The following is an 11,175-nucleotide window of genomic DNA, read 5'->3' as shown; positions in this document are numbered from 1 at the left end:
ACGTCGCGGGTGATCGAGGGGTTTTCCGACTTGCGGGTGATCTTGTCGACCTCGTCGATATAGACGATGCCGCGCTGCGCGCGCTCGACGTTGTATTCACTGGCCTGCAGGAGCTTCAGGATGATGTTCTCGACATCCTCGCCGACATAGCCCGCCTCGGTCAGGGTCGTGGCGTCGGCCATGGTGAAGGGCACGTCGAGGATCCGCGCCAGCGTCTGCGCCAGAAGCGTCTTGCCGCAGCCCGTGGGGCCGATCAGCAGGATGTTCGACTTGTTGAGCTCTATGTCGCTCGACTTGGACGCATGATTGAGCCGCTTGTAGTGGTTGTGCACCGCGACCGAGAGCACGCGCTTCGCGGTGGCCTGCCCGATCACGTAATCGTCGAGCACGTCGCAGATCTCGCGCGGGGTGGGCACGCCATCGGCGCTCTTGAAGCCCGCTCCCTTCGTTTCTTCGCGGATGATGTCCATGCAGAGTTCCACGCACTCGTCGCAGATGAACACCGTCGGGCCGGCGATCAGCTTGCGCACCTCATGCTGGCTCTTGCCGCAGAAGGAGCAATAGAGCGTGTTCTTGCTGTCGCCTGAATTCGTCGCCATCTTCCACCTTTCGGGCCGGGTTTCGGCTGCGGGAGCGCACTGAAGGCTCCCGCCATCGGCCTTGTCAGCAAAGCTTAGGGCAGCCTCCTGACCTCTACAACGTCAAATTTGACGCCGCGATCCGTCGCCGCGGGGTCAGCTTTCCTCTTCCTCGTGCTTGCCGCGATTCTCGACAATCTCGTCGATCAGGCCCCAGTCCTTCGCATCCTCGGGCGACATGAACTTGTCGCGCTCCAGCGCGGCTTCCACGGCTTCGAGTGTCTGACCGGTGTGATTCACGTAGATCTCGTTCAGCCGGCGCTTGAGCTTCAGCGTCTCCTCGGCGTGAATCATGATGTCGGTCGCCTGCCCCTGATAACCGCCGGAGGGCTGGTGCACCATGATCCGGCTGTTGGGCAGGGAAAAGCGCATCCCCTTGCTGCCCGCGGTCAGCAGCAGCGAGCCCATCGATGCCGCCTGCCCGATCACCAGCGTCGAAACCTTGGGCCTGATGTACTGCATCGTGTCGTAGATCGACAGTCCCGAGGTCACCACGCCGCCGGGGCTGTTGATGTACATCGAGATTTCCTTCTTCGGGTTCTCCGCCTCGAGGTGCAGGAGCTGCGCGACGATCAGGCTCGACATGCCGTCGTGCACGGGGCCCGAGACGAAGACAATCCGCTCCTTCAGCAGGCGCGAGAAGATGTCGTAGGCACGTTCCCCGCGGCTGGTCTGTTCGACCACCATCGGGACGAGCGTGTTCATGTAGGTGTCGAAGGGATCTGTCATCTGTGCCTGCCTGTCCTGCGGTGTCGGCGCGCTGTGCCTGAACGAGTCTTAGTGTTGCCTCAGGGGGGCTGCAAGGGCGCGGCGGACAGGGGCGGCGTGCGACCTTGCGCAAGCGGCTTCGGGCGCTAGCTCGCGCCGCGATGCAGACGCGCGATCCCCTCGACCGCTTCCCGCCCGCGCGCGCCGCCGGCCTCGACCGGCTGCGCCGCTTCGTGCCGCAGGCCGGCGCAGATTACGCCCGGCGGCGGAACCACGATCTGGGCCGCGACGCGCACGAGGGAGTCTCGCAGCTGTCGCCCTGGATCCGGCGGCGGCTGATCACGGAAGAAGAGGTGCTGGCGGCGGTGCTGGGTCGCCATTCCGCCCGCGCCGCCGAAAAATTCGTGCAGGAGGTGGTCTGGCGCAGCTACTGGAAAGGCTGGCTGGAGATGCGCCCCTCGGTCTGGACCGCCTATCGCGCAGGCGTGCTGCGCGCGCTCGACCGGGTGGCGACCGAAGGGGGCCTGCGCCGCGACTGGGGGGCGGCCTGCCGCGGCGAGACGGGACTCGACGCCTTCGACGCCTGGGCGCGGGAACTGGTCGAGACGGGATATCTGCACAACCACGCGCGGATGTGGGTCGCCTCGATCTGGGTCTTCACGCTGCGCCTGCCGTGGGAGCTGGGTGCGGATTTCTTCCTGCGCCACCTGCTCGACGGCGACCCGGCGTCGAACACGCTGTCGTGGCGCTGGGTCGCGGGGCTGCAGACGCAAGGCAAGACCTATCTGGCGCGCGCGTCCAACATCGAGAGATACACCGGGGGGCGCTTTCGTCCCGAGGGTCTCGCGCCCTCCGCGCCGCCGCTCGAGGGGCCGCCGCATCCGCCGGTGGGTCCCGTGCCTTGCTCTGACGGGATCGATCCGGCGGCGCCCACCGGGCTTCTGCTGACGGAAGAAGACCTGGCGCCCGGTTTCGTTTTCGAGGCGGGTGTGCGGCCGCGCGCCACGGCATTTTTGAGCCGCACAGCCGGGTTGAGCCCGCTTGCGGTGGCGCCGCATGTCGGCGCGCATGTCCGCGGCGCGATGGAGGACACGGCCGCGCGCTGGGCCGAGCGGCTGGGGCCTGTAACATGGCTGGGCGCGGCGGACGAGATCGCGTCCTGGGCCGCGCGCGAGGGACTGACACAGATCGTGACGCCCTGGCCCTGCACCGGACCTGTCGCAGAGGCGCTGGACGGCACGGGCGTGCGGCGGATCGTGCGGCCGTGGGACGCCGCCGCCTGGCCCCATGCCACGCACGGTTTCTTCCGGTTCAAGAACCACATCCCCGCCCTGCTCGGGCAGATCCGGGGGCCGAGCGCGGCCTGAGCTATTCGGCGGGCTGGAATCCCTCGATCAGCTGGCGCAGCCCGAGCGCCGCGCCCGCGAAGATAGCGAGAAAGGTGACCGGCGCGCTCACCGCCAGCACCGAGAAGGCGGACAGCCCCTGCCCCACCGAGCAGCCCATCGCCACGACCGCGCCGCCGCCCATCAGCATCGCGCCAAAGATCTGGCGGCGCAGCTCGCGCGGGTCCTCGCAGGCCTCCCAGCGGAAATGCCCCTTGATCAGCGAGCCGATGAACGCGCCGAGCCAGACGCCGGCGACCGATCCGACGGCGAAACTCACGGGCCGCATGCTGCCCGTCATGGCGAATAGGATCGCCTCGCCCACCGGCTCGGAAAAGCTGTGCGAGACGACCGGCAGCGCCTCGAAGCCGGTTGCGGCGACCCACCAGGTGCCGGCCCAGCCCAGCACCACGGCCACGCCCACCATCGAACCCCAGAAGATCGACTTCGGGCTTGCCCTCAGATCGGCCGAGGCAAGCGCCAGCGCGATCAGCCCCAGCCCCACCGCAATGCCGAAGGCGGCGGGCGGCGCTCCTGTCCAGGCGGCGGCGTAGTCGGCGAGCCCGGGCGGCGTGCCGGTCACCGTCTCCTGTGGAAAGGCCCAGTTGCGCAGCGGCGCGAAGGGGCCGGCGAGCACCGCATAGGCCGAGACGCCCATCACCAGAACGATCACGAAGCTGCGCAGGTCGCCGCCCCCCAGCCGCGCGATCGCGCCATAGCCGCAGTTTCCCGCCAGCGCCATGCCGTAGCCGAAGGCCAGCCCGCCCAGGATCGAGGCGAGCGGCATCCAGCTGATCGAGTGGTAGAAACTGAGCCCCGGATCGAAGCGCCCCGTGGCCGTCAGCGCGAAGCTGCCCGCCACCGCCACGCCGATGGCGAGGCACCACATCCGCATCCGCGTGTCGCTGCCGCCGTAGAGCAGATCCTCGATCGCGCCCAGCGTGCAGAACCGTCCGAGCCGCGCGGCGAGGCCCAGCAGGATCCCGCCCGCGAGCCCGATCGCCGCGACCAGCCAGACCTCCGGGATCGCCTCCGGCATGACGTGCCCCTCCTCCGGCGCCGTCCCGCTCCTCCGCGTGCGACTATGACGCGGGGGCGCGAGGAACACAATGGCACGCGAGGGGCTGCGGGGCGCCGGCGAAAGGGGGGCTGTCTGCCCCCCTCGCCCCTGCGGGGCTCACCCCCCGAGGGTATTTCGGGCAAGAGGAAGACCCTTGTGGGGCCTCGGAACCGGCGTTGCCGAGTTCGTGCGTTGCTGTCAGTCGTCGTCGCGGCAGAAAAGGTCGTAGACGGTTTCCAGCATCTTCTGCGGCCGGTCGTCGGCGAGGCGGTAATAGATCGCCTTGCCCTCCCGGCGCGGCACGACGAGACCCTCAAGGCGCAGGCGCGAGAGCTGCTGCGACACGGCGGCCTGACGGGCCGAGAGCAGCTCTTCAAGTTCGGTCACCGACTTCTCGCCGGTGACGAGGTGGCACAGGATCATCAGTCGGCCCTCGTGGCTGATCGCCTTGAGGAAGGCCGAGGCGGTCTCGGCCTTCTCGACGATGCGGTCGAGGTCTGCCTCGCTCATGCCGGGCTCGAGGACCGGAAGAGCCATGTCGCGTTCCTTTCCAGCGCGGGCGTGCCTCAGAAGGCGATGTCCATCTCGATCGCGGCGATGCCGGCCTCGGCGCAGACGTCGTCGAGCGCGGGGCTGGGTGCGCCGGAGACGCCGATGCCGGCCACCACGTCGCCGTCACCCGCCAGGATCATCAACCCGCCGCCCAGCGGCAGCGCCTGGCTGAGATGCCGGATGCCGGATGCCTCGGTGCCTGCCTTGGTGGACTCGGCAAGCTCGGTCGTGGGCGTGCGGAAGCTGACCGCGGTCCAGGCCTTGCGCAGCGAGGTCTCGTGCACATGGGCGCCGGCAAGGCGGTCGCGCACGAAGACCTGCGGCACGCCGAAGCGGTCGCTGACGGTGACACCCACCTGATACCCCTCTGCGCGGCAATGCTCCATCGCCGCCACGGCGGCGCGCTGCGCAAGCTCGGGCGTGAGCGCGCGGAACTCGACGAAGGCCCCCTGCGCCAGCGCGGGCGCGGCCGCGAGGCCAAGCGCGGCCGCGAGAACCGATGATTTCATGTCCCTCCTCCCTGTTCTGCGTCGGGATCGTAGTCCGTGTGTTCCTCCAGCATCCGTGCGAGCAGACCCCAGAAGAAATCCTCGCCCGGGTAGCCTTCGATCCGTGCCAGCTCCTGCCCGTCCTCGACGAGCACGAAGGTGGGCGTGTAGACGACCGGGCGGGCGAATGTCATGCCCTTGGGCGGCGCGTCGCGCTTCTCGACCGTGAGGAGGGGGGCGAAGCGGCCTTCTGCGGTCAGCGGATATTCCGGGGCCACGTCGCGCATCCATGCCTCGCAATAGGCGCAACCCGGCTGCTCGACCATCACGAGGTCTGCCGCCGCGGCGAGGCGGACGGTCGGCAGCAGCACGAGCGCGGCTGCGAGAAGGACGCGCAAGATCCTCATAAGCCTCTTGATTGTCCGCTCCCCCTCGGTCAACGTAATATGAATATGTGAATGGATCAAGGGGGGGCGGCCATGCTGGAGATCTCCTTCGCCGGGGCGGCGCTGGCGGGTCTGCTGTCCTTCTTCACGCCCTGCATCCTGCCGATGGTTCCCTTCTATCTGAGCTACATGGCCGGCGTCTCGATGGGCGAGCTGCGCGGCGACGGGGCGATCGTGCCGGGGGCGCAGCGGCGGCTGGTGATTTCCGCGGTGTTCTTCGCGCTGGGCGTGACGACGATCTTCGTGCTCTTGGGCATGGGGGCCACCGCGCTTGGCGAGGCCTTTGCCCAGTGGCGCCAGCCGCTCTCCTATGTCGCCGCGGCGATCCTTGCCGTCTTCGGACTGCATTTCCTGGGCGTGATCCGGATCGGGTTTCTCTACCGCGAGGCGCGACTCGAATCGAGCGCGGAGCCCTCGACCATCCTCGGGGCCTATCTGATGGGCCTTGCCTTCGGCTTCGGCTGGACGCCCTGCGTCGGCCCGGCGCTGGCCTCGATCCTGATGATCGCCTCCGGCATGGGCGACATCGGGCGGGGCGGCCTTCTGCTTCTGGTCTACGGGCTGGCGATGACCGCTCCCTTCGTGGTGGCCGCCCTCTTCGCGCGGCCCTTCCTGGCCTGGGTGCAGCGGCACAGGGGCGCGATGCGGCATGTCGAGAAGGCGATGGGGGGCATGCTGCTGGTCTTTGCGGTTCTGATCGCGACGGATACGGTAAACCACATCGCCAACTGGATGATCGAGACCTTTCCGGGCTTCACCAGCATCGGCTGAGGCTCCGGGGGCGACATAGGGAGGAGAGACGATGCTTGCATGGCTTGCATGGACGCGGCGCGCGGTGCTGGCCGCGGGCCTGGCCGCGGCGGCGGCGCCCGTGGCGGCGGAGACGCGGCTGGGCGACGACGGGCTGCACAAGGCGCCCTGGATGCGCGAGACCTTTCTGGACCTGCGCGAGGACCTCGCCGAGGCCAGCGCCGAAGGAAAACGCTTCGCCATCATCTTCGAGCAGCGCGGCTGCATCTACTGCACCAAGATGCACGAGGAGGTCTTTCCGCGCGAAGAGGTCGCGGACTACCTGAACGACAACTTCTTCGTGGTGCAGCTGAACCTGCACGGCGATCTCGAGGTCGTGGATCTCGACGGCGACCTGCGCAGCGAAAAGGACATGGCGCGGAAATGGGGGATTCTGTTCACCCCGACGCTGATGTTCCTGCCGGAAGAGGTGGACGGGGACGCCACCGCACCGCAGGCGGCGGTCGCCACGATGCCCGGCGCCTTCGGCTGGCAGACCGTGCTGGACATGCTGACATGGGTGAACGAAAAGCGGTATGCACTTGATGGCGAAGAAGATTTCCAGCGCTACCACGCCCGCATGATCGAGGAGCGGGCCAGCGGCCGGGCCGAATGAGGCAGCGCAAGCGGGCGGAATGCTATTCATGTCTGCGAATTTGTTGTTGCGTCACGCGGTCGCAGTGGCCTACGGTATGCAGAGCGAGCGGCCGGCCAACGGCCGGCAAGCCAAGGGAGGACACATGAGAACAATCGCAAAGGCCCTCGCGGCCGGCGCGCTGGCACTGGCCGGCACGGCGCACGCGGCCGACGTGGTGGCCCCGCAGGAGGTGACGTTCGGCGAATACGGCGAAGTCGCGGAACCGCTGACCTCGACGCCGGGAGATCCGGCCCGCGGCCAGGAGATCATGACCACGCGCGCCGAGGGCAACTGCGTTTCCTGCCACATGGTCGGCGCGCTGGACTACGCGCCGTTCCACGGAGAGGTCGGCCCGCCTCTCGACGGCGTGGCGGACCGCTGGAGCGCCGCGGAGTTGCGCGGCATCATGGTGGACGCCAAGAAGACCTACCAGGGCACGATCATGCCGTCCTACTACAAGACCTCGGGCTATGTCCGGCCGGGCGTCGCCTTTACCAGCCAGCCGGCCGACGAACCGCTGCCGCCGCTTCTGTCGGCGCAGGATGTCGAGGACGTGGTCGCGTTCCTGTCCACCCTGCATTGGGAAGACTGAGCCGCGCGGCCCTGACCATCAAGGAGAGGATGATGATGGATTTCACCAGACGTGAGACATTGGCGCTGGGCGCCGGCGCCGCGGCGCTGACGCTGCTGCCGGCGCAGGGCTTCGCCGCCACGGTGGACGAACTCGTGAACGAGTTCACCGGCGGCGCGGACGTGGCCGAGGGCGGCGTCACGCTCGACGCCCCCGAGATCGCCGAGAACGGCAACACGGTGCCGATCAGCGTCTCGGCCGAGGGCGCGAGCGCGATCATGGTGCTGGCGGCCGGCAACCCGACCCCGCCGGTGGCCACCTTCAACTTCGGCCCGCTGGCCGGCGCATCCAGCGCGAGCACCCGCATCCGGCTTGCCGGCACGCAGGACGTCATCGCCATCGCCAAGATGGCGGACGGCAGCTTTGCGCGCACCTCGAAAGAGGTGAAGGTCACCATCGGCGGCTGCGGCGGCTGAGCGAACAGGAGGACTGGAGACATGGCAGATAACGTCAAGGCCCGCGTCCGCGCCCCGCGGTCGGCTTCCGCCGGCGATGTGGTGGTTCTGAAGACGCTGATCAGCCACCCGATGGAATCGGGTCAGCGCAAGGACAGTGAGGGCAACACGATCCCGCGGTCGATCATCAACCGTTTCACCTGCGACTACAACGGCGAGAACGTGGTGGACGTGACGATGGAGCCGGCGATCTCGACCAACCCCTATTTCGAGTTCGAGGCGACGATCCCCGAGGCGGGCGAGTTCGTCTTCACCTGGTACGACGACGACGGGTCGGTCTACGAAGAAAAGGCCACGGTCGAGGTCGGCTGACCGCGGGCGAAGGCCGCGCGGCCCCAGGCAGATCCGCCTCGCGCCACCCGCGCGGGGCGGCCCCAAGGGAGGAGCAGGAATGACACTCAGAACGATGACGGCTGCCGCCGCGCTGGCGATGCTGATGCCGGCGGCCGGGATGGCCGACCCGGACGCGAAACTGGTCGTCAACGGCGAGATCGAGATGGTCACCGAAACGGCGGCGCCGGCGCATCTGGATGGCGCGCTGCGCACCATCCGCTCGGGCTGGACCTTTCGCACGGAAGACACGCAGGTCCTGCAGATGGACGATTTCGACAACCCCGGCATGATCTTCGCCGATCAGGGGCGCGATGCCTGGAACACGGTCGAAGGGGACGCGGGCCAGTCCTGCGCCAGCTGCCACGAGGAGCCCGAGTCGATGCGGGGCCTGCGCGCCCAGCTGCCCAAGTGGAACGAGGAGAAGGGCAAGGTCTACACGGCGGAGATGTATGTCAACGACTGCCGGACCGAACGGATGGGCGCGGAGGCCTGGGACTGGAACAGCCAGCCGATGCGCAACATGACGGCGCTGATCGCCTCGGTCTCGCGCGGGATGACCGTGGATGTCGCCATCGACGGCCCGGTCAGCGAAGCCTGGCAGCGGGGCAAGGAAATCTACTACACCCGCTACGGCCAGCTCGAACTGGCCTGCGCGAACTGTCACGAGGACAACTACGACAACTACATCCGCGCGGATCACCTCAGCCAGGGTCAGACCAACGGCTTCCCGGTCTATCGGCTGAAGCAGGCCAACCTTGTCTCGCAGCACAACCGCTTCAAGGGCTGCATTCGCGACACCCGCGGCGTGCCCTACGAGATCGGCAGCGAGGACTTCGTCGCGCTTCAGCTCTATGTCGCGTCGCGCGGCAACGGGCTGTCGGTCGAAGGGCCCGCCGTCCGCAACTGACCCGATGAAAGACCTCTGCTGCATATTCCCTCCCGCACGCCGCGGGAGGGGGATGCCCTTCCTCAGCCTGACGCACGAAAAACGGAGCCTTGCCCGATGATCTCCCGACGCGATTTCCTGCAAGCGAGCATGGCCGCCTCTGCGCTTCTGGGCGCCTCGGGCTTCGGCAACTGGTCGCGCCTGGCCGCGCAGCAGGCGCTGACGCAGGACCAGTTGCTGGAGTTCGACAGCTTCGGCAACGTGTCGCTGATCCACATCACCGACATTCACGCGCAGCTGAAGCCGATCTACTTCCGCGAGCCCTCGATCAACCTGGGCGTCGGCCCCAACAAGGGCGAGGTGCCGCACATCACCGGCGCCGACTTCCGCCGCCTTTACGGCATCGACGATGGAAGTCCGTCGCATTACGCACTGACCTACAACGATTTCTCCGCGCTCGCGCAGACCTACGGCAGGATGGGCGGCATGGACCGCGTCGCCACGGTCGTGAACGCGATCCGCGCCGAGCGGCCCGACGCGCTGCTGCTCGACGGCGGCGACACCTGGCACGGCAGCTACACCTGCTACCAGACGCAAGGCCAGGACGTCGTCAACGTGATGAACAAGCTGCGGCCCGACGCGATGACCTTCCACTGGGAGTTCACGCTGGGCCAGGACCGGGTGCACGAGATCGTGGACGGCCTGCCCTTCGCCACGCTCGGGCAGAACGTCTTCGACGCGATGTGGGACGAGCCGGCCGAGCGCTTCAAGCCCTACGAGATCTTCGAACGCGGCGGCGTGCAGATCGCGGTGATCGGCCAGGCCTTCCCCTACATGCCGATCGCCAACCCGGGCTGGATGTTCCCCGACTACACCTTCGGCATCCGCGACGGGAACATGCAGGCCATGGTGGACGAGGTGCGCGCGCAGGGCGCCGAGCTGGTCGTCTGCCTCAGCCACAACGGCTTCGACGTCGACAAGAAGATGGCGAGCCGGGTCTCGGGGATCGACGTGATCCTGACGGGCCATACCCACGACGCGCTGCCCGAGCCGGTGCTGGTGGGCGACACGATCCTGATCGCCAGCGGATCGAACGGGAAGTTCGTCAGCCGCGTGGACCTCGACGTGCGCGACGGGCAGATGATGGGCTTCCGCCACAAGCTGATCCCGATCTTCTCGGACGTGATCGCGCCCGACCCGGAGGTGGCAGAGGCGATCGACGCCGAGCGCGCGCCCTTCGAGGAGGAGCTGTCGGAAGTGATCGGCCGGACCGAGAGCCTGCTCTACCGCCGCGGCAACTTCAACGGCACCTGGGACGACCTGATCTGCGAGGCGCTGATCGAGCAGCGCGATGCCGAGATCGCCATGTCGCCGGGCGTGCGCTGGGGGCCCAGCCTGATCCCCGGGCAGGACATCACCCGCGAGGACATCTGGAACGTCACCTCGATGAGCTACGGCCGCGCCTACCGCACCGAGATGACGGGCGAGTTCCTCAAGGTCGTGCTGGAGGATGTGGCCGACAACATCTTCAACCCCGACCCCTACTACCAGCAGGGGGGCGACATGGTGCGCATGGGCGGCCTCGGCTACCGCATCGACGTGACCGCGCCCGCGGGCGAGCGGATCTCGGAAATGACCTTCCTCGGGACGGGCGAGCCGATCGACCCCGCGCGCTCCTACGTCGTGGCCGGCTGGGCGAGCGTGAACGAGGACACCGAGGGCCCGCAGATCTGGGACGTGGTCGAGGACCACATTCGTCAGAAGGGAACCGTGACGGTCGAACCCAACACTTCGGTCGAGGTGACGGGCGTCTGAGCCCGTCGCCCGGCCGGGGCTTTCATGTGTCCATCGAATTCACAAAAGCGAATTCGATGATGCGAGAAGGAGACGCAGAGAGATGACGACGAGCTTCAAGGGACCGAAGCCTTCGCGCCGGCAGTTCCTGTCCGGCGCGGCGGCCGTCGGCGCGGGCGCCGTGGCCGCCTCCGCCGGGGGCGCCGCCGCCCCCGATCCGATGATCACCGAGCTTCAGCCATGGGCCACCGGCTTCGGGGACGGCGTGGACGTCACGCCCTACGGCCTGCCGATCGAACACGAGTCGCATGTCGTGCGCCGCAACGTGGAATGGCTGACCGCCGACACGATCAGCTCGATCAACTTCACGCCG

The 11,175-nt window shown here is 67.9% G+C and carries 15 protein-coding genes; 9 read left to right on the top strand and 6 right to left on the bottom strand.

Going from position 1 to position 11,175, the window contains the following annotated elements:
- A partial coding sequence (locus tag ACLFOB_RS11725) for a ClpX C4-type zinc finger protein (protein ID WP_410926175.1) occupies positions 1–599 on the bottom strand: 599 nt, incomplete at its 3' end.
- A 135-nt stretch (positions 600–734) separates the two neighbouring features.
- Positions 735–1,367: an ATP-dependent Clp protease proteolytic subunit gene (locus tag ACLFOB_RS11720; RefSeq protein ID WP_410917502.1), complete on the bottom strand. Its 633-nt coding sequence runs from the start codon at positions 1,365–1,367 to the stop codon at positions 735–737.
- A 104-nt stretch (positions 1,368–1,471) separates the two neighbouring features.
- Here ACLFOB_RS11720 and ACLFOB_RS11715 point away from each other — a divergent pair, with 104 nt between their 5' ends.
- Complete coding sequence (locus ACLFOB_RS11715) at positions 1,472–2,713, top strand: FAD-binding domain-containing protein (RefSeq protein WP_410926174.1); 1,242 nt, start codon at positions 1,472–1,474, stop codon at positions 2,711–2,713.
- Between the two features lies 1 nt (position 2,714).
- Here the strand turns inward: ACLFOB_RS11715 and ACLFOB_RS11710 are convergent, their stop codons facing one another.
- From ACLFOB_RS11710 to ACLFOB_RS11695, 4 genes are all read right to left on the bottom strand, one after another.
- Positions 2,715–3,770 (bottom strand): YeeE/YedE family protein, encoded by a 1,056-nt coding sequence (locus ACLFOB_RS11710; RefSeq protein ID WP_410926173.1) that lies wholly within the window; start codon positions 3,768–3,770, stop codon positions 2,715–2,717.
- Positions 3,771–3,989: 219 nt separating this feature from the next.
- Positions 3,990–4,328 (bottom strand): ArsR/SmtB family transcription factor, encoded by a 339-nt coding sequence (locus ACLFOB_RS11705; RefSeq protein WP_410926172.1) that lies wholly within the window; start codon positions 4,326–4,328, stop codon positions 3,990–3,992.
- 29 nt (positions 4,329–4,357) lie between these two features.
- Positions 4,358–4,852, bottom strand: coding sequence for a GlcG/HbpS family heme-binding protein (locus ACLFOB_RS11700; protein ID WP_410918164.1), 495 nt, complete (start codon positions 4,850–4,852; stop codon positions 4,358–4,360).
- The gene (locus tag ACLFOB_RS11695) at positions 4,849–5,238 is read right to left on the bottom strand and encodes a thioredoxin family protein (RefSeq protein WP_410918165.1); all 390 of its coding nucleotides are present in this window, start codon (positions 5,236–5,238) and stop codon (positions 4,849–4,851) included. Before ACLFOB_RS11695 ends, ACLFOB_RS11700 begins: the two co-directional genes overlap by 4 nt.
- 72 nt (positions 5,239–5,310) lie before the next feature.
- Here ACLFOB_RS11695 and ACLFOB_RS11690 point away from each other — a divergent pair, with 72 nt between their 5' ends.
- The 8 genes from ACLFOB_RS11690 to ACLFOB_RS11655 all read left to right on the top strand — a co-directional run.
- Positions 5,311–6,048, top strand: a complete 738-nt coding sequence (locus ACLFOB_RS11690) for a cytochrome c biogenesis CcdA family protein (RefSeq protein WP_410918166.1) — start codon at positions 5,311–5,313, stop codon at positions 6,046–6,048.
- A gap of 31 nt (positions 6,049–6,079) precedes the next feature.
- A complete protein-coding gene (locus ACLFOB_RS11685) occupies positions 6,080–6,682 on the top strand; it encodes a thioredoxin family protein (protein WP_410918167.1) in 603 nt (200 codons plus the stop codon).
- A gap of 124 nt (positions 6,683–6,806) precedes the next feature.
- A complete protein-coding gene (gene soxX / locus ACLFOB_RS11680) occupies positions 6,807–7,295 on the top strand; it encodes a sulfur oxidation c-type cytochrome SoxX (RefSeq protein ID WP_410918168.1) in 489 nt (162 codons plus the stop codon).
- A 35-nt stretch (positions 7,296–7,330) separates the two neighbouring features.
- Positions 7,331–7,750 (top strand): thiosulfate oxidation carrier protein SoxY, encoded by a 420-nt coding sequence (gene soxY / locus ACLFOB_RS11675; protein ID WP_410918172.1) that lies wholly within the window; start codon positions 7,331–7,333, stop codon positions 7,748–7,750.
- A 21-nt stretch (positions 7,751–7,771) separates the two neighbouring features.
- A complete protein-coding gene (gene soxZ / locus ACLFOB_RS11670; RefSeq protein ID WP_410918169.1) occupies positions 7,772–8,101 on the top strand; it encodes a thiosulfate oxidation carrier complex protein SoxZ in 330 nt (109 codons plus the stop codon).
- A gap of 79 nt (positions 8,102–8,180) precedes the next feature.
- A complete protein-coding gene (gene soxA, locus ACLFOB_RS11665) occupies positions 8,181–9,029 on the top strand; it encodes a sulfur oxidation c-type cytochrome SoxA (protein ID WP_410918170.1) in 849 nt (282 codons plus the stop codon).
- Positions 9,030–9,125: 96 nt separating this feature from the next.
- Complete coding sequence (gene soxB / locus ACLFOB_RS11660) at positions 9,126–10,823, top strand: thiosulfohydrolase SoxB (protein ID WP_410926171.1); 1,698 nt, start codon at positions 9,126–9,128, stop codon at positions 10,821–10,823.
- 82 nt (positions 10,824–10,905) lie between these two features.
- On the top strand, positions 10,906–11,175 hold a 270-nt coding region (locus ACLFOB_RS11655), incomplete at its 3' end, for a twin-arginine translocation signal domain-containing protein (RefSeq protein ID WP_410926170.1).

Origin of the sequence: Rhodosalinus sp., from assembly GCF_046542825.1 — a bacterium.
Lineage (GTDB): Bacteria > Pseudomonadota > Alphaproteobacteria > Rhodobacterales > Rhodobacteraceae > Rhodosalinus.
This window is presented reverse-complemented; position numbering and strand designations above follow the sequence as displayed.